16 protein-coding genes and 1 pseudogene are annotated in these 17,537 nt (G+C 75.1%); 12 read left to right on the plus strand and 5 right to left on the minus strand.

What is annotated here, in order from left to right:
- Window positions 1–49: 49 nt before the first annotated feature.
- The 6 genes from pstC (at window position 50) to ACFUEL_RS16940 (ending at window position 6,748) form a co-directional block, all read left to right on the plus strand.
- Window positions 50–1,066 (plus strand): phosphate ABC transporter permease subunit PstC, encoded by a 1,017-nt coding sequence (pstC, locus tag ACFUEL_RS16915; protein ID WP_380237040.1) that lies wholly within the window; start codon window positions 50–52, stop codon window positions 1,064–1,066.
- Between the two features lie 14 nt (window positions 1,067–1,080).
- A complete protein-coding gene (pstA, locus tag ACFUEL_RS16920; protein WP_380237041.1) occupies window positions 1,081–2,349 on the plus strand; it encodes a phosphate ABC transporter permease PstA in 1,269 nt (422 codons plus the stop codon).
- Between the two features lie 38 nt (window positions 2,350–2,387).
- The gene (locus tag ACFUEL_RS16925; protein WP_380237042.1) at window positions 2,388–4,121 is read left to right on the plus strand and encodes a substrate-binding domain-containing protein; all 1,734 of its coding nucleotides are present in this window, start codon (window positions 2,388–2,390) and stop codon (window positions 4,119–4,121) included.
- A gap of 112 nt (window positions 4,122–4,233) precedes the next feature.
- A complete protein-coding gene (locus tag ACFUEL_RS16930; protein ID WP_380237043.1) occupies window positions 4,234–5,142 on the plus strand; it encodes a sortase in 909 nt (302 codons plus the stop codon).
- 25 nt (window positions 5,143–5,167) lie between these two features.
- Complete coding sequence (locus ACFUEL_RS16935; RefSeq protein ID WP_380237044.1) at window positions 5,168–6,079, plus strand: phosphate ABC transporter ATP-binding protein; 912 nt, start codon at window positions 5,168–5,170, stop codon at window positions 6,077–6,079.
- Window positions 6,080–6,196: 117 nt separating this feature from the next.
- Complete coding sequence (locus tag ACFUEL_RS16940) at window positions 6,197–6,748, plus strand: YceI family protein (protein WP_380237045.1); 552 nt, start codon at window positions 6,197–6,199, stop codon at window positions 6,746–6,748.
- A 67-nt stretch (window positions 6,749–6,815) separates the two neighbouring features.
- Here the strand turns inward: ACFUEL_RS16940 and ACFUEL_RS16945 are convergent, their stop codons facing one another.
- Both ACFUEL_RS16945 and ACFUEL_RS16950 read right to left on the minus strand, forming a co-directional pair.
- Window positions 6,816–8,018 (minus strand): hypothetical protein, encoded by a 1,203-nt coding sequence (locus ACFUEL_RS16945; RefSeq protein WP_380237046.1) that lies wholly within the window; start codon window positions 8,016–8,018, stop codon window positions 6,816–6,818.
- Window positions 8,008–8,622 (minus strand): SigE family RNA polymerase sigma factor, encoded by a 615-nt coding sequence (locus tag ACFUEL_RS16950; protein ID WP_380237047.1) that lies wholly within the window; start codon window positions 8,620–8,622, stop codon window positions 8,008–8,010. Before ACFUEL_RS16950 ends, ACFUEL_RS16945 begins: the two co-directional genes overlap by 11 nt.
- 175 nt (window positions 8,623–8,797) lie before the next feature.
- Between ACFUEL_RS16950 and ACFUEL_RS16955 the strand changes: the two genes are divergently transcribed.
- The 3 genes from ACFUEL_RS16955 to ACFUEL_RS16965 all read left to right on the plus strand — a co-directional run bounded on the left by ACFUEL_RS16955 (window position 8,798) and on the right by ACFUEL_RS16965 (window position 12,708).
- Entirely contained in the window at window positions 8,798–10,231 is a 1,434-nt protein-coding gene (locus ACFUEL_RS16955) for a dihydrolipoyl dehydrogenase family protein (RefSeq protein WP_380237048.1), read from the plus strand.
- A 454-nt stretch (window positions 10,232–10,685) separates the two neighbouring features.
- Window positions 10,686–11,504 carry a GNAT family N-acetyltransferase gene (locus tag ACFUEL_RS16960; protein ID WP_380237049.1) on the plus strand — a complete coding sequence of 273 codons (819 nt, stop codon included), beginning with the start codon at window positions 10,686–10,688 and terminating at the stop codon, window positions 11,502–11,504.
- Between the two features lie 184 nt (window positions 11,505–11,688).
- Window positions 11,689–12,708 carry an LLM class flavin-dependent oxidoreductase gene (locus ACFUEL_RS16965; protein WP_380237050.1) on the plus strand — a complete coding sequence of 340 codons (1,020 nt, stop codon included), beginning with the start codon at window positions 11,689–11,691 and terminating at the stop codon, window positions 12,706–12,708.
- An 82-nt stretch (window positions 12,709–12,790) separates the two neighbouring features.
- Here the strand turns inward: ACFUEL_RS16965 and ACFUEL_RS16970 are convergent, their stop codons facing one another.
- Complete coding sequence (locus ACFUEL_RS16970) at window positions 12,791–13,666, minus strand: LysR family transcriptional regulator (RefSeq protein WP_380237051.1); 876 nt, start codon at window positions 13,664–13,666, stop codon at window positions 12,791–12,793.
- A gap of 199 nt (window positions 13,667–13,865) precedes the next feature.
- Here ACFUEL_RS16970 and ACFUEL_RS16975 point away from each other — a divergent pair, with 199 nt between their 5' ends.
- Window positions 13,866–15,278, plus strand: coding sequence for an MFS transporter (locus ACFUEL_RS16975; RefSeq protein WP_380237052.1), 1,413 nt, complete (start codon window positions 13,866–13,868; stop codon window positions 15,276–15,278).
- A 439-nt stretch (window positions 15,279–15,717) separates the two neighbouring features.
- Here ACFUEL_RS16975 and ACFUEL_RS16980 read toward each other — a convergent pair whose 3' ends face one another.
- Complete coding sequence (locus ACFUEL_RS16980; RefSeq protein ID WP_380237053.1) at window positions 15,718–16,041, minus strand: transposase family protein; 324 nt, start codon at window positions 16,039–16,041, stop codon at window positions 15,718–15,720.
- A gap of 116 nt (window positions 16,042–16,157) precedes the next feature.
- Between ACFUEL_RS16980 and ACFUEL_RS16985 the strand changes: the two are divergent.
- Both ACFUEL_RS16985 and ACFUEL_RS16990 read left to right on the plus strand, forming a co-directional pair.
- Window positions 16,158–16,457: pseudogene (locus tag ACFUEL_RS16985) on the plus strand (acetylxylan esterase); the annotation flags it as partial.
- Between the two features lie 95 nt (window positions 16,458–16,552).
- Window positions 16,553–17,284 (plus strand): dienelactone hydrolase family protein, encoded by a 732-nt coding sequence (locus ACFUEL_RS16990; RefSeq protein ID WP_380237054.1) that lies wholly within the window; start codon window positions 16,553–16,555, stop codon window positions 17,282–17,284.
- On the opposite strand, the gene ACFUEL_RS16995 is transcribed toward ACFUEL_RS16990, so the two are convergent.
- The coding region (locus tag ACFUEL_RS16995; RefSeq protein ID WP_380237055.1) for a DUF6191 domain-containing protein at window positions 17,274–17,537 on the minus strand (264 nt) is incomplete at its 5' end. The genes ACFUEL_RS16990 and ACFUEL_RS16995 overlap by 11 nt on opposite strands.

Genomic DNA, 17,537 nt, shown 5'->3' on the forward strand with positions numbered 1-17,537 from the left:
CCCGTAGCCCGGAACCACAGGAACCCTCACCGCGCGGAGAGTTGACACCATGACAGCCGCCGTCCAGCCGACGGACACCCGCGTCCCACCACCGACGCCCGACCCCGACCGGCCCCGCCGGATCAGCGCCCCCGCCTCGCCCGCCGACCGGACCTTCCGCGGCGTGCTGCGCGCCGCCGGCCTGTCGGTGTTCGTCCTGATGGGGCTGATCGCCTTCTTCCTGCTGATGCGCGGCACCGAGGCGCTGCGCGCCGTCGGCTGGTCCTTCCTCACCGAGCAGAACTGGCGCACCGCCGCGCACACCTTCGGCATCGCCGCCGTGCTGCCCAACGGCATCCTGATCGCGCTCATCGCGCTGTGCATCGCCGTCCCGGTCTCGCTGACCGCCGCGCTGTTCATCTCCGAGTACGCGCCCGTCCGGCTGCGGCCCGCGCTGGTCTCGCTGGTCGACCTGATGGCCGCGATCCCCAGCATCGTGTACGGGCTGTGGGGCCTGTTCTTCCTGCAGCCGCGCTTCGTCGGCCTGTGCCGCTGGCTGGCCAACCACCTCGGCGTGCCGCTGCCGTTCCTGGAGGTGCGCACCGGCGACACCCCGACCTCGTACACCTCCTCGACCTTCATCGCGGGCACCGTGGTCTCGCTGATGATCATCCCGATCATCACCTCGCTCAGCCGCGAGGTGTTCTCGCAGGCCCCGGCCGGCGAGCGCGAGGGCGCCTACGCGCTCGGCTCGACCCGCTGGGGCATGGTGCGCACCGTGGTGCTGCCGTTCGGACGCGGCGGCGTGATCGGCGCGGTGATGCTCGGCTTCGGCCGCGCGATGGGCGAGACCATCGCCGTCGCGCTGATCATCTCCCCGGTGTTCCGGATCTCCTGGCACGTGCTGGAGAACGGCGGCGGCTCGATCTCCTCGCTGATCGCGCTGCGCTTCAGCGAGTCCGACGGCCTGTCGCTGTCCGCGCTGATGGCCGCCGGCCTGGTGCTGTTCGCCCTCACCCTGCTGGTCAACGTGGCCGCCGGGTTCGTCATCAGCCGGTCCCGGTCCGGCGCCTCGACCTCGGACTGACCGGAGGAGACCGCATGCACCCCACCCCCCTCGACCGTCCCGAACCGTCCGAACCGCCCGAGCCCTCCGAACCGCCCGAGCAGCGGCGGATCAAGCTCGGCGGCACCACCCGCGAGGAGGTGCACACCCTGCTCGGCGCGGGCGCCGGCTCGCTCGCCCTGGACTGGCTGCTGTACGAGCGGGTGCTGCCGTTCAGCGGCGCGTTCGGCTTCCTGCTCTGCTGGTACCTGCTGTTCCTCGGCCTGTACACCCTGGTCGGGCGGCTCCAGTGGGACGCCCTGACCGTCCGCGAACGGCTGGCCACCGCGCTCGCCTGGAGCTCCGGCCTGCTGGTGGTCGCCGTCATCGTCGAGCAGATCGGCTACGTCGCCGTCCGCGGCCTGGACGCCGCCCGGCACTGGAACTTCTTCACCGAGACGATGCGCACCACCGCCCCGCTGTCGCCGATCACCTCCGGCGGCTGCCTGCACGCCGTGGTCGGCTCGCTCGAACAGCTCGGCCTGGCCACCCTGTTCTCCGTTCCGCTGGGCATCCTGACCGCCGTCTTCCTGGTCGAGTCCGGCAACACCCGGCGCGGCGCCCGCTTCGTCAAGCCGGTGCGGGTGCTGGTCGAGGCGATGACCGCGCTGCCGTCCATCGTGGCGGGCCTGTTCGTGCTCGGCGTGGTCATCCTCACCCTGGGCGCCGAGAAGAGCGGCCTGGCCGCCTCGCTCGCGCTGACCGTGATGATGACGCCGATCGTCACCCGCGCCGCCGAGGTGGTCGTCCGGCTCGTCCCCGGCACCCTCAAGGAAGCCTCCTACGCGCTCGGCGCCGGCCAGTGGCGCACCGTGTGGCACGTGGTGCTGCCCACCGCCCGGCCCGGCCTGACCACCGCCGTGGTGCTCGGCATGGCCCGCGGCGTCGGCGAGACCTCCCCGGTGCTGCTCACCGCGGGCTTCACCGCCCGGATGAACCTCGACCCGCTGCACGGCAACCAGGCCAGCCTGCCGCTGTACGTCTGGAACTACGTCAAGCAGCCCTACCCCGACATGGTGGCGCGGGCGTTCGCCGGGGCGCTGACCCTGATGGCCGTGGTGCTGGTGCTGTTCGTCACCGCCCGCGTGCTGGGCCGCCACCGCGGCCCCGCCGACCGGCCCACCCGCCGCCCGCGGCGCCGGGCCCGCACCGCGGACACCCCCGCACCCGCACCCGCCCCTGTCCCCGCACCCGCCCCGGCCTCCGTCCCCGCCCCCGTCCCGGCCGTGCTCGCCGGGGCCGCACCGGCGGCGGACACCCGATGACCCGTCACCCGGCCCGTCACAGAAGGAAGACCCGTCCCGTGCGACTCCGTCACCTGGCCGCGGCGCTGCTCGCCGCCGTGCTGGCCCTGCCCACCGCGCTGCTCGGCGCGTCCCCGGCGTACGCCGCCACCTCGCTGAACGCGGACGGCTCCAGCTGGGCCGGGCCGGCCATCGACCAGTGGCGGCGCGACGTCGGCCCGCTGGGCATCGAGATCGACTTCAACCCGGTCGGCTCGGCGGCCGGCCGGGTGCAGTGGCGGGTCGGCCAGGACGACTTCACCGCGTCCGACGTGCCGTTCCGCAGCAAGACCGACAGCGGCGTGGGCCAGGACCAGGCGAGCACCGGCGTGGGCAGCGCGGAGAACCCCACCTACGGCTACTCCTACGTGCCGATCACGGCCGGCGGCACCGCGCTGATGTACCACCTGGAACTCGGCGGCAAGAAGATCACCGACCTGCGGCTGTCCCCGGACACCATCGTCGGCATCTTCACCAACCGGATCACCTCCTGGGACGACCCGAAGATCACCGCCGACTACGGCAAGGCGCTGCCGAAGGTCCCGATCACCCCGGTGGTGCGCTCCGACGGCTCCGGCGCCACCGCCCAGTTCACCCGCTGGATGGAGCACACCCACAAGAGCGAGTGGGACGCCTACTGCACCAAGGTCAACGGCGTCAGCTGCGGCGACTACACCGAGTTCTTCCCGCCCTCGGGCCGGATGACCGCGCAGAACGGCTCCGACGTGGTCGCGGGCTACATCCAGTCGCCGACCGGCATCGGCGCGATCGGCTACGACGAGTACGCGTTCGCCAAGCGCAGCAACTGGCCCGTCGTCAAGGTGCTCAACCCGGCCGGCTACTACACCCTGCCGACCGCCTCCAACGTCGCGGTGGCGCTGACCGCCGCGAAGATCCGCGGCGTCGACGACAACACCTCCGAGAACGACCCGGACTACCTGCAGCAGAACCTCGACGGCGTCTACAGCAACAACGACGCCCGCTCCTACCCGATCTCCTCCTACAGCTACCTGATCGTGCCGCGCGCGGGCGCCGCCCTCCCGGTGCCGCCGCGCTTCAACGACGCCAAGGGCAGCGCGCTCAGCCGCTACCTGGCCTACGTGCTGTGCGCCGGACAGGGCGAGGCGGACGAACTCGGCTACTCGCCGATCCCGCGCAACCTGGTGCGCGGCGGGCTGCTGCAGACCCGGCACATCCCCGGCAACGCCAGCCCCGTCGACCCGGACGCGCTCACCAACTGCCCCAACCCGACGTTCAACGCGGCCGGCGAGCTGACCGTGCTGAAGAACGCGCCGCAGCCCTCCCCGTGCGACAAGCAGGGCAGCCCGCTGAACTGCACCGTGCAGAACGGCCAGGCGGTCAAGACCGGAAGCTCCAACTCCGGCTCCTCCGGCGGCGGTTCGGGTGCCGGCGGAACGGGCGGCAGCGGCGGCGGCACCGGCTCCGGCTCCGGCTCCGGCGCGGGCTCCGGCGGGACGGGCGGCGACGGGACCGGTGGTGACGGGGCGGGCGGCAGCGGCGCCCGGGCCCTGCTGGTGATCGACCCGCAGACCGGCGAACTGGTGGACGCCGGGACCGGCGGCTCCGACGGCGGCTCGGGCGCCGCGCCCGCCCAGGTGGTCGCGCTCGGCGGCCGCCCGCAGGACTGGCTGCTGTCCACGCTCACCGCGCTCGAACTGCTCGGCGTGGTCACCGTCCCCCCGCTGCTGGCCGCCTGGTGGCGCCGCCGCGACCGGACGGCGGGCAGCCGGTGAACCCCGCCGAGCAGCGCGCCTTCGCGCGGACCGCCGCCGCGCAGACCGCAGACCCCGCAGGCCCGGCAGACCCCGCAGACCCCGCAGGCCCCGCACCCGAGGAGACCGGCAGATGACCGCGCCCACCCTGGAACGGCCGACCGCTGCCACCGGACAGGACACCGACGGCTCCACCGCCGCCCCGACCGCCCCGGCCGCCCCGGCGCCCCCGGCCCGGCACCCGCTGCTGGCGGCGGCCCGGGCGGTGACGCTGGCCGCCGTGCTGCTGCTCGGCTTCGCCGGCTACCTGCTCGGACTCTCCGGCCTCCAGGAGGCCCACCACCAGTCCACCGCCTACGCCACCCTGCGCGACCGGCTCGCCAACGCCACCGCGCCCACCGGCCCCACCGAGGACGGCGCGCCGCTGGCCGTCCTCGACATCCCGGCACTCGGCCTGCACCGGACCGTCGTGTTCGAGGGCACCACCGGCCGCGACCTGATGCGCGGCCCCGGCCACCGGCGCGACACCGTACTGCCCGGACAGCCCGGCGTGTCCGTGCTGTTCGGCCGCTCGACCTCGTTCGGCGCCCCGTTCGCCGACCTCGGCCGGCTCGAGGTCGGCGACCGGATCGACGTCACCACCGGCCAGGGCAGCTTCCACTACACCGTCAACGCCCGCGGCGACGGCGACCACCCGATCCAGGACACCGCCCCCAACCGGCTGGTGCTGGTCACCGGCGACTCCGACTGGATCCCCACCAGCACCGTGCTGGTCGGCGCCCGGCTCGACGGCGACCCCGAACCGGCCGGCGCCGGGCGGCCCGCCACCACCGCCACCGACAAGGTGCTGGCCGCCGACAAGGACGCCCTGCCCGCGCTCCAACTCTGGTCGCTGGCCCTGCTGCTGGCCGTCGCCGGAGCCGTCGTCGCGGCCCGCCGCTGGCGCCGCTCTGCCGCCTACCTGTGCTTCGCGCCGGTGGTCGCCGCCCTGCTCTGGTCGGTGTACGAGAACGCCGCGGCACTGCTCCCCAACGTCTACTGAGCCCCCGGAAAAGGACCACCCGCAGATGACCGAGACCGCCCAACCCCCCATCCCCGTCCAGAAGTCCGCAGCCCAGGAGTTCGCGGCCCAGAAGTCCGCGGCCCAGGACGGCCCGCCCACGATCCCGCTGCCGCCGGTGCCCGCCGACCCGCCGCCGGCCGGCCTCTCCGGCCTGGAGACCCGCGACGTCACCGCCTGGTTCGGGGCGCGCAAGGTGCTCGAACGGGTCTCCTTCACCATGCGGGCCGGCGAGATCACCGCCCTGATCGGCCCCTCCGGCTGCGGCAAGTCGACCTACCTGCGGATCCTCAACCGGATGCACGAGATGGTGCGCGGCGCCGCCCTGGCCGGCGAGGTCCTGCTGGAGGGCGAGGACGTGTACGCCGCCGGCCGCCGCCCCGCCGAGGTCCGCCGCCGGATCGGCATGGTCTTCCAGCGCCCCAACCCGTTCCCCGCCATGTCGCTGTACGACAACGTGGTCAGCGGGCTGAAGCTGTCCGGCATCAAGGCGAGCCGCGAGGAGCGCGACCACCTGGTCGAGTCCAGCCTGCGGCAGGCCGGACTGTGGAACGAGGTCAGCAACCGCCTCGGCACCCCCGGCGGCGCGCTCTCCGGCGGCCAGCAGCAGCGCCTGTGCATCGCCCGCTCGCTCGCGGTCTCCCCGGAGATCCTGCTGATGGACGAACCCTGCTCCGCGCTCGACCCGACCTCCACCCGCCGGATCGAGGAGACCATCGCCGAACTGCGCCACCGGGTCACCATCGTCATCGTCACCCACAACATGCAGCAGGCCCAACGCGTCTCCCAGTCCTGCGCGTTCTTCCTCGCCACCCACGACACCCCCGGCCGGATCGTCGAGTCCGGCCCCACCGAACGCCTCTTCACCGACCCGGCCGACCCGCGCACCGCCGACTACGTCAACGGCCGCTTCGGCTGACCTTCCTGACCGCGTGTCACGGGCGGCGTACGCAGGCGCAGCCCCTAGCGTGGGCGGGGGAGCGCCCGCCGGCCCCCGCACCCGCACACGTACCGCCACGAGGAGAGAGCGCCGACCATGACCGTCAGCCTGCCCGAGCTCACCGGGGACTACGTCCTCGACCCGACCCACACCCGGATCGGGTTCGTCGCCCGCCACGCCATGGTCACCAAGGTGCGCGGCGCCTTCCACCAGTTCGAGGGCACCGCCCACCTGGACGGCGCCGACCCGGCCAGGTCCGGCGGCCAGGTCGTGATCAAGACCGGGAGCATCGACACCGGCGTCGAGCAGCGCGACCAGCACCTGCGCACCAACGACTTCCTGGACGCGCCGAACTTCCCCGACATCACCTTCCGCACCACCCGGGTCGAGCAGAAGTCCGACACCGACTACCGGGTCACCGGCGACCTCACCATCAAGGACACCACCAAGCCGGTCACCATCGACTTCGAGTACACCGGCAACGCCGTCGACCCCTACGGCAACCTGCGGGTCGGCCTGGAGGGCTCGGTCACCATCAGCCGCAAGGAGTTCGGCGTGACCTGGAACGCCGCGCTGGAGGGCGGCGGCGTGCTGGTCGGCGACAAGGTGGTGCTGGAGTTCGACGTCTCGGCGATCAAGCAGAGCTGAGCGGGGCGGGCACGGACGGAAGGCCGCTTCCCCGGCGCACCGGCGGGGGAGCGGCCTTCCGCGCGGCTCAGGACCGCCAGGACGGCGAGAGCACGACCGCCTTCAGCGCGGCCAGGTCGAGCGCCGGGTCGCCGGGCGCGTTCTCGTAGTACCGGTCGCCGTTCCACTCGTCGATCGTCAGCAAGGCGCCGTCCGGGTACGCCACTCCCACCATCCGGTGCAGCGCGCCGTCGGCCGTGTCCCCGCCGACGCCGAAGGACGAGGTCGACACGTACCCGCCGCCCGGCAGCGCCTCCAGCACGTCCCCCGGCTGCCGCGGGGCGTTCGGGATGTTCGCCAGATCGGCCACCCCCCGGGCCGAGGGGCCCTGGGACGTCACGAGCAGCGAGCTGTGCCGTCCCGCCACCGTCACGGACAGCTTGCCGTGCGCCGTGTCGCGGGCGGTCACCGTCGCCCCGGCCGGGAGCAGCGCGGTCAGCTTGTCGAGCAGCGCGTCGGGGACGGCGAGGGGGGTCGAGGTCGGGGAGGGCGAGGCGGTGGCCGTCGGGGAGGGCACCGGCGTCAGCACGGTGAACGCCTCCGCCCACACCGGGGAGGTGACCAGGGCGGACAGCTCCTCGCCGGTCAGCGGCGGGGCGTCCAGGCCGTAGGTGCCCGGTCCGCCGTTGTACTCGCTGACGGTCACCTCCCGGCCGTCCGGCGCGACCCAGACCGCCCGCCACTCCATGACGTCGCTGCCCACCTGGCGCAGCTTGTCGACCAGCAGCACCGAGCCGTCCGGCCGCACCGTGCGCTCGCAGCCGTCCGTCGGGTGGTCGAACTCGTCCTGGCACTGCACCCGGTCGGGAGCGGCGGTGCCGTACCCCACGTGGACCTGGAACATGCTCGGGCCGGAGCCCCTGTCGTAGGTCAGCACGTCGTTCAGCTCGTGCGGGTTCTTGCCGCCCGCCCACGCCTGGTCCAGCGGCTTCAGCGTGCCGCCCTCCGGCAGCGCGTGGGTGATCAGCTCGATCAGGCGCTGCTCCGACATCGGGGCGGCCCCCGAGGTCGGCCCGGCCTCGGTCCGGTCGTAGGCCGAGAAGCCCGCCGCGCCCGCCGCCACCACCGTCGCCAGCGCCGCCGCCACCACCGCCCGGCGCCGCCGCTGCCGCCGCCGCCCCGCGCTGCGGGCCCCCGCGGCCAGCCGCCCCTGCACCGGCTCCGGCACCAGCGCGGCCGCGGTGCCGAACGCGCGGGAGAGGGCCGAGGTCAGTTCGTCGTCAGTGGGCATGGTGCGGCACCGCCTTGTCGGAAGCGTCGGAAACGTCAGTGGGTGTCGTGGGGGAGGACGGGCGCCCCAGCAGGGCGTCCAGGTCGGTGCCGAGCACCGCCCGCAGCCGGACCAGCGCCCGCCTGGTGCGGGTGCGCACCGCGCTGTCGCCGATCCGCAGGACGCCGGCGGTCTCCTCGACGCTGCGGTCCTCCCAGAACCGCAGCACCAGCACCGCCCGGTCCGCCGGGGGCAGAGCCGACAGCGCCCGCAGCAGGGTCAGCCGCAGCGCCGGGTCCGGGTCGTCGACCCCGGTCTCCGGCAGCACGTCGGTGACCCGCTCGGTGCTGGAGCGCCGCCGCCGGTACGACAGGAAGGTGTTGATCAGGACGGTCTGCGCGTATCCGCTCGGGTTATCCAGCCGGGAGATCTTCCGCCACTTCACGAAGACCCGGCCGAGTGCCTCCTGCACCAGGTCCTCGGCGAGGTGCGCGTCCCCGCCGGTCAGCAGGAAGGCCGTCCGCAGCAGGTGCCCGGCCCGGAAGGCGACGAATTCCTCGAACTCCGGTGCCCGCGGCGTTCCCGGGCTGCTCTCCGGCCCCGCCCGGTTCGATGAGTGATCCATGCCCAGGTAACGCATCGGGCCCGACGGTACGTGACACCCCGGCGGTACGTGACACCCGGCAGCACGTGACACCCCGTCCGGCCGGGGACCCCGGGTCGGCGGGGGGCCGTGCGGCACGATGGGGGTGACGGGCCGTCACGGTGCGGCCGGGGCGACGGAGAGGGCGGTGGGTGCGATGGGTACCGAGGACGGCAACTACGACCTGGTGGTGATCGGTGGCGGCCCCACCGGGGAGAACCTCGCCGACCGGGCGCACGCCGGAGGGCTGAGCGTGGCCCTGGTCGAGCGCGAACTCGTCGGCGGCGAGTGCTCGTACTGGGCGTGCATGCCCAGCAAGGCGCTGCTGCGCCCGGTCGCCGCGCTCGCCGACGCCCGGCGGGTGGCGGGCAGCCGGGAGGCCGTCACCGGGGCGCTGGACGCGGCCGCCGTGCTGGCCCGCCGGGACGCCTTCGCCTCGCACTGGCACGACGACGGGCAGGTCGAGTGGCTGGCCTCGGCCGGGATCGACCTGGTCCGCGGCCACGGGCGGCTGGACGGCGAGCGGCGGGTCACCGTCGACACCCCCGGCGGCGGGCGGCGCACCCTCACCGCCCGGCACGCCGTCGCCGTGTGCACCGGCACCCGGGCCGCCCTGCCCGACCTGCCCGGCCTGGCCGGCGCCCGGGTGTGGACCAGCCGCGAGGCCACCTCCGCGCAGTCCGTCCCCGGGCGGCTCGCGGTGGTCGGCGGCGGCGTCGTCGCGGTCGAGATGGCCACCGCCTGGCGGGCGCTGGGCAGCGAGGTCACCCTGCTGGTGCGCGGCGACCGCCTGCTGGAGCGCACCGAGGAGTTCGCCGGGCAGCTGGTCGCCGACGGCCTGCGCGCCGCCGGGGTCGACGTCCGGCTCGGCGTCTCGGTCACCGCCGCGCACCGCGAAGCGGACGGCACCGTCCTGCTCGACCTGGACGACGGCACCCGGCTGCCCGCCGACGAGGCGCTGTTCGCCACCGGCCGCCGCCCCGCCACCGCCGACCTCGGCCTCGACATCGTCGGGCTCGAACCCGGCAGCTGGATCGACACCGACGACACCGGCCGCGCCACCGCCGTCCCGGCCGGCTGGCTGTACGCCGCGGGCGACGTCAACCACCGGGCGCTGCTCACCCACCAGGGCAAGTACCAGGCCCGGATCTTCGGCGCCGCCATCGCCGACCGCGCCGCCGGCCGCCCGCTCGACCTCGCCCCCTGGGGCCGCTCGGTGGCCACCGCCGACCACGCCGCCGTCCCGCAGGTGGTCTTCACCGACCCCGAGGTCGCCGCCGTCGGCCGCACCCTGCGCGAGGCGCAGGACGCCGGGCTGCGGGTGCGCGCCGTCGACTACGACCTCGGCGGCGTCTCCGGCGCCGCCCTGTACGGCGACGGCTACCGCGGCCGGGCCCGCGCCGTCGTCGACCTCGACCGCGAGGTGCTGGTCGGCGCCACCTTCACCGGCCCCGGCGTCGCCGAACTCCTGCACTCCGCGACCGTCGCCGTCGCGGGCGAGGTGCCGATCTCCCGGCTGTGGCACGCCGTCCCCGCCTACCCGACCGTCAGCGAGGTGTGGCTGCGCCTGCTGGAGACCTACCGGGGCTGACCCGCTGCGGCTGACGTGCTGCGGCCGACCCGCTGTGGCTGACGTACCGTCAGGGAACTTGCCCGTTCCGTCCCGTGGCGGGTGGAAAATCCGTTGCGGGGCGGTTCGGGCCGGTTCTACCCTGGCGGTGCCTGCCCACGGGCCGGCGTCCCGAACGGGCCCGCGCGGGCCCCGAGCCGAGAGGAGGCCGTGATGTCCACCCCGCCACCGGCGCTCCCGATCTCCCCCACGCCCCCGGCCGCCCCCGCGCGGTAGGGCGGCCCCGCCCGATCGGGCCGCGCCTCCGGTTCCCGTTCCGCACCGCCCCTCCCGGAGGCACCGTGATCTTCCGCCCCACCGTCGAGGCCGACCTCGACGGCCACCTCCCGCTGCTCGTCCCCGACCCCGCCGGCAGCCTGACGGCCGACACCCACCTGGCCCGGCTCGCCACCGGCGAGTACCGCCCGGAGCAGGTGTGGATCGCCGAACCGGCCCCGGTGCCGCGCCGCCGGCGCTCGCCGTCTGGTGGAGCGGCCCGGGCAGCGCCGGGCCCGCTGCGCTCGACGCCCTGCTGGTCCACCGCTCCGTCCGGTCGGGAGCCGAACGCACCGCGCCGGCCGCCGAGTTGCTCACCGCCGCGCACGCGGCGTACGGGCACGCCCCCGCCTACCACCTCTTCCTTCCCGCCGACTGGCACGAGCGCCCCGAGGTGCGGGCCGCCGTGGCCTGGCGGCAGGAGGCGGCCCGGCGGGCCGGCCTCACCGCCGCCCTGGAGCGGCTGCGCCACGAGTGGACGCCGGACGCGGGCCTGCCCGCCCCGACCGGCCGACTGCTGTTCCGCGCCGAACCCGACGAGGTCTTCGCCGACCTGTTCCGCCGCGTCCTGCCCGGCAGCCTCGACGCCACCTCCCGCACCGCCGCCGCCCGGTTCGGCGCCGAGGCCCAGGCCCGCGCCGACCTCGCCCTCCACCGGGAGGGCATGCTCGGCGAACGGGCCTGGTGGTGCACCGTCCACACGCCCGACGGCGAGCCGGTCGGCTGCACCGTCCCCTCCCGGAACTCCGCCTTCCCGGTGGCCGGCCACCTCGGCGTTCTGCCCGAGCACCGCGGCCGCGGCTACGCCGAGGAGATACCCGCCGGGACCACCCGCCTGCTGGCCGTCGAGACCGCCGCCGGGCGGGTCCGCGCCGACACCGACCTGGCCAACACCCCGATATCCGCCGCCTTCGCCCGGCCCGGGTACCGCACCACCGCCCGCCGCCTGGTCCTCTCCGCGCAGGAACCACCGGAGTGAGGAGAGCCGGGGTCGGGAACCGCGCTGCCGTGCTGTGCAGTGCTGCCGCGTTGCGGTACCGCCGCGCTGCCGTGTTGCGGGAGCGTGGCGCCGCGTCACAATCCGGGCCGACGGTTGATCACCGCCGTCCCGGTGTGTGAGCGTGGCGGCAGGACGGAGAACGAACGGACCGAGGAGGAACCCGGTGCCCACCCCCGACCGGCCGCTGCGCGCGCTGGGATTCCTGACCATCGGCCTGTTCGACGAGCACGACCCGGCGGGCGGCCACGAAGCCACCCTGCGGCTGATCGAGCTCGGTGAGCGGCTCGGCTTCGACACCGCCTGGCTGCGCCACCGGCACCTCCAGTACGGCATCTCCTCCCCGCTGACGGTGCTCGCCGCCGCCAGCCAGCGCACCAGCCGGATCGGCCTGGGCACCGCCGTCACCCCGCTCGGCTGGGAGAACCCGCTGCGCTACGCGGAAGACCTCGCCACCGTCGACGTGCTCTCCGGCGGCCGGCTCAACCCCGGCGTCAGCGTCGGCGTGCCGGTCCACTTCGAGGACGTGAAGGGCGCGCTGTACCCCGACACCGCCGACCGGGAGGACTTCGGCTACGGCCGGGTCGAGCGCCTGCTCAACCTGCTGCGCGGCCACCGGGCCGGCGGCTTCCGGGGCACCGAGGGCATCGAGGAGTACTCCGAGCGCGTCCAGCCGCACGTGCCCGGCCTGGCCGCCCGGGTCTGGTACGGCGGCGGCAGCCTGCGCTCGGTGCGCTGGGCCGGCGAGCACGGGCTCAACCTGCTCACCAGCAGCGTGGTGCGGGCCGAGGAGAGCGAGAGCTTCGAGGACAACCAGTCCGCCCTGATCCGGGCCTTCCGGGCCGCCCACCCCGCGGGCGAACGGGCCCGGGTCTCGCACGGCCTGGTGGTCGTCCCCACCGACAGCGCCACCCCCGAGCAGCGCGCCAAGTACCGGGCGTACGCGGAGTCCCGGTACGCCCGCACGCTCGCCCCGCAGGGCCCCGGCCGGCTGCTGTTCGCCCCCGATCTGGTCGGCACCAGCGAACAGCTCGCCGAACGGCTGTACGCGCACGCCGGGTTCCGGGAGGCCGACGAGGTGGCCTTCGCCCTGCCGTTCACCTTCGCGCCGGAGGACTACGCGCAGATCCTCACCGACCTCGCCACCCGCCTCGGCCCGCTGCTCGGCTGGCGCCCGGCCGACTGACGCCCGGCGCCCGGCCGACTGACGCCCGGCACCCGGCCGACTGGGATCCGCCGGATCGACGGACCGCCGGGCGGCGGGTCGGTCAGGCCGCCAGCCGGGCGCGGACCGCGTCCCGGAAACCGGTCAGCTGCGGGGCGGTCGCGTTGCGCTCCAGCCAGGTCATGGTGACCGCCGTCCGCAGGTCGGCGCCGTCGACCTCCACCAGGGCGACCTCGCCCCGCCCGGCCGGCTCCCGGACTGCCACCAGCGGCAGCAGCGCGCAGCCCATCCCGGCGGCGACGCAGGCGCCCAGGGTGCCGATGCTGTCCACCTCGGCCACCGGCTCCCGGCCGGCCACCGCCCCGAGGGCGCCGTCGTACATCTCCCGGAAGCCGCAGCCCCGCTGGGTGGCCAGGAACGGCTCGGCGGCCAGCTCCGCCAGGTCGGCCCGGCCGCGGGCGGCCAGCGGGTGCTCCGGCGGGACGATGACCACCAGCGGCTCCTCGGCCAGCGTCTCCGCGCACAGGCCGGGATCGGCGGGCGGGGCGCCGAAGGTCAGGCAGAGGTCGAGGTCGCCGCTGCGCACCGCGCGGTAGAGCTCGCCCCGGTTGTCCTGGGAGATCCGGACCTTCGTCTCCGGGTGGAGCTCGCGGTAGTGCGCGAGCACCCCGGGCAGCAGGTGGCGGCCGAGCGTCTCCAGCGTGCCGAGGCTCAGCTCGGCGGCGGGCCGGGCGACCGCCAGCCGGGCCTCCTCCAGCAGGTCGAGGATCCGTCCGGTGTAGCCGGACAGCACCTCGCCCTGCGGGGTCAGCCGGATCCGCCGCCGCGAGCGGTCGATCAGCTCGGTTCCCAACTCCCGCTCCAGCGCCTGCAACTGGTCGCTGACGCTGGACTGCGCGTAGTGCAGCTCGCGCGCCGCCCGGGTCACACTGAGCGTCCGGGCGACCGCCTCGAACGTGCGCAGGTGCCGCAGCTCCACGACGTGCCCCCCTCTGACGATCCATCGGCCCAGCCGATGGTACCCATCGGTGGTTCCCGTCGTCGCCACGCCCAACTCCCGCGCCCGGTCCGGGAGAATGGAGTCCTCACCCCCTCCCGCCCCGCCGCGGATCCCGCCGTGGATCCGTGCGCTCCCGCGCGCCCGGGGTGGTACCGCCTTCCCCGAACGAGGAGCACCCATGGCTACCCAGGCCGCCACCCAGCGCGCCGTCACCCCGACCGGACCAGGAGGGCCGCCGCCCGGCCTGCTGACCGGGCTCTCGCTCGGCTACTTCATGGTGCTGCTGGACATGACCGTCGTCTCGGTCGCCCTCCCCGCGATGGCCGAGCGGTTCGGCACCGGGCTCAGCGGCCTGCAGTGGGTCACCAACGGCTACACCGTCACCTTCGCCGCCCTGCTGCTCACCGCGGGCTGGCTCGCCGACCGCTACGGCGGCCGCCGGGTCTTCCTCTGCGGACTGGCCGCCTTCGGGGTGCTGTCCGGCGCCTGCGCGCTGGCGACCACCCTGCCGGCACTGGTCGCGCTGCGGCTGGCCCTGGGCGCGGCGGGCGCGCTGCTGCTGCCCTCCTCGCTCGCGGTGATCACCCGCGCCCACCCCGACCCGGCGGCCCGGGCCCGCGCGGTCGGCACCTGGGCGGCGATCACCGGCGCGGCCCTGGCGGCGGGCCCGGTGGTCGGCGGCGTGCTGACCGACACCGTCGGCTGGCGCGCGATCTTCCTGATCAACGTGCCGCTGGCGCTGGCCGGCCTGCTGCTCACCGCGAAGCTGGCGCCGGAGACCGAGCGCAAGCAGCGCGGCGGCCTCGACCTGACCGGCCAGCTCAGCGCCGTCCTCGCCCTGGCCGCCCTGGTGTACGCGCTGATCCAGGGCCCGGACCTGGGCTGGAGCAACAACCGGGTGCTGGCCGCCCTCGCCCTGACCGTGCTCGCCGCGGCCGCCTTCGTGCTGGCCGAGGCGCGGGCCGGCGACGCGGCGATGGTCCCGCTGCGGATGTTCCGCAGCCCCGGCTTCTCCCCGGCGGTGGTGGCCGGCCTGCTGGCCAACTTCGGGCTCTCCGGCCTGCTGTTCGTCCTGTCGCTGTTCTTCCAGGACGGCCGCGGCTACTCGCCGGTCGTCGCCGGGCTGGTCTTCCTGCCGCTGACCCTGCCCACCGCGTTCAACCCGATCTACACCGGCCGCCTGGTCGGCCGGATCGGGTCGCGCGGCCCCGCCACCCTCGGCTTCGCCCTGATGGGCGCGGGCGCGCTGCTCCAGGCGCCGTTCACCGGCGATTCGGCGATCGCCCTGGCCGCGACCCTGCTGGGCCTGCTGGCCTTCGGCTTCGGCGTCTCCTTCGCGCTGCCCGCACTGGTTGCCGGGGTGGCGGGCACCGTCCCCGCCGAGTTCGCGGGGATCGGCGCCGGCGTCCTGAACTCGGCCCGCCAGGTCGGCGCCTCACTCGGCGTCGCCGTCCTCGGCATCGTCCTCGGCCTCTCCCCGACCAGCGCCGCCGGCACCCGCTGGGCCCTGATCACGGCCGGGGCGGTCCTGCTGCTCGGAGCCGTCACCGCCGCCACCGGGCTGCGCGCCAAGGCCCCCGCGAAGCCCTGACCGCCGGGCCGGCCGGGGGCTCCCGGATCAGGCTTCGGGGCTCCCGGGTCAGGCTGCGAAGCCGCCGCGAAGCCTGACCACCCGGCCGGCCGAGCCTCCGGGTGGGCCCCGCTACCGGAATCCAGGCGTCCGGACATCCTGCCGCGAAGCAGCGAAGCCCGGCCGCAGCACCGGCAACCGCAGCACCGGCAACCGCAGCGCGCTGGTACCGGCAGGTGGGCGGCGCGGCTGGACGGCTTCGACTTCGTCCTGATCACCCTCGTCCTCACCGAGGCCAGGGCCGAGTTCGGGCTCGACGCCGTGCAGGCCGCCTCGCTGGTCTCGGCCGCCTGCACCAGCTTGCCGACCGCCACCCGTCCTGACTCCGTCCCGTCCCCGCCCCGGCTCCTTCCCGCCTGCTGATCAGACATCGGATGTCTGCGAACCGGACTGAGCCTTTTCAGTGGTGGAGCTCAAGGGTGAGGACTGCTTTGGCTGCTGACGTCAGCCAGTTCGGGCTGCAGCGGGCGTGTCGGAAGATCCTCCACCGTTTCGCGGTGGCCACGCCGCGCTCGACGGGGTGGCGGAGCCGGGCGTGTGCTCGGTTCAGCGACCGCTGCCCGGGGCTGAGTTCCTTGCGGGCGGGGCGTCTGGTCGGCACGGCGAAGGTTCCGCCGGCGCCGGTGTACGCCATGTCGGCCAGGGCCGGGATGCGTAGCCGGACACAGGTCTTCACGATGCGGTGGGTGCGGGCTGCGGTGAGGTCGTGGGTGCGACCGGGCATGGCGCGGGAGATTCACACGAGTTTGCCTGTCGGGCCGGTGATGACCTGGTGGTTGACGCCGTGGCGGCGGTGCCCAGCTCGATGCCCGGCTCGGCGGCGCGCAGGCCACCCGCGTCCGGGCCCCCGCCCTGTTCTCCGTCGCCCTGATGGACCCGGCCTGCCCGCCCTCCGGCTGCTTCGCCGCCCACCACGCCCGCCCCGGCGAGAAGGCGCTGCGCGGCTGCGAGTTCAACGGCCACGCGGGCGGCGGCGAAGTCCACCCGGCGGCGAAAGCCGCCTGGCTGCGCGAGCGGATCGGCTGGCCCGGCGCCCGACCTGACGACCAGTGGGAAAAGCGTTCGCACCTGTGCGGCCGGTGGGCTACGTTGGGTCACCATGACGACCGGGACGGCCTCGTGCCACACACGGAACGGTGACCCGGCCCCCGGCTGAGCGCCGCGCGGGCCCCTCCTCCGTCGCGTCCGACCACCGTGCACCAGGAAACAGGTCAGACCGACGACAGGAGACACCCATGCCCATCGAGACCCTGCACATCCCCACCCCGGACGGCCCGGCCGACGCGATCGCCGCCTTTCCCGGCGGTGGCGGACGACACCCCGGCGTGCTGATGTACCCGGACGGCTTCGGCATCCGGCCCGCGCTGTGCGAACTGGCCGCCGAGCTGGCCGGGCACGGCTACAGCGTGCTGGTGCCGAACGTCTTCCACCGGCACGGCCCGACCCCGCTGCTCGACCTGCCCGAGCGCATCGACCAGGACGCCCGGCCCGCGCTCTTCGCCCGGCTGATGCCGATGATCGAGGCGCACACCACCGAGCTCGTCCGCCGTGACGCCGGGCCCTACCTGGACTTCCTCACCGCCCGGCCGCAGACCGCCCCGGGCCCGGTCGGGGTGACCGGGTACTGCATCGGCGGCCTGTACGCGGTGCACACCGCTGCCGCCCACCCCGGCCGGGTGGCCGCCCTCGCCGCGTTCCACGCCCCGGTGGGCGCGGCCGGTCCGGAGGAGTTCCGGCGGATCACCGCCCGGTCCCACTTCGGCCACGCCGCCGGCGACCTGACGTCCGAGCAGTTCGACGCGCTCGGCCGGGAACTCGACGCCGCCGGGGTCGACCACCACTCCGAGATCTATCCCGGCACCGTCCACGGCTTCACCATGCCCGACACCGACGCCTTCGCCCCCGCCGCGCTCCGGCACCACTGGAACCGCCTGCTCCCGCTGCTCGGTACCGCCCTCACCGGCTGAGCCCGCTGAGCCCGCCGGGGCCGCCGCTCGACCCACCAGGGCCGGCCGGCTGCTGCGGGAGCACGATGACGGCGCGGCCCGTGCCCAGGTCGACGGTCGAGCGGGGCGGCGCGGCGTCGCCCTCCTCGTCGCGGCGCATCGCCTCGGCGGAGCGTTCCTCCAGTTCGGCGGCCTTGCCGCTGTTCACCGAGCCGGTGAAGACGTCCTGGGCGACGCCGGACACTGAGGGCGCGCCGCCGGCCCGGTCCGGCCG

This window comes from Kitasatospora sp. NPDC057198, from assembly GCF_042670125.1.
In the GTDB taxonomy this organism is placed as follows: Bacteria; Actinomycetota; Actinomycetes; order Streptomycetales; family Streptomycetaceae; genus Kitasatospora.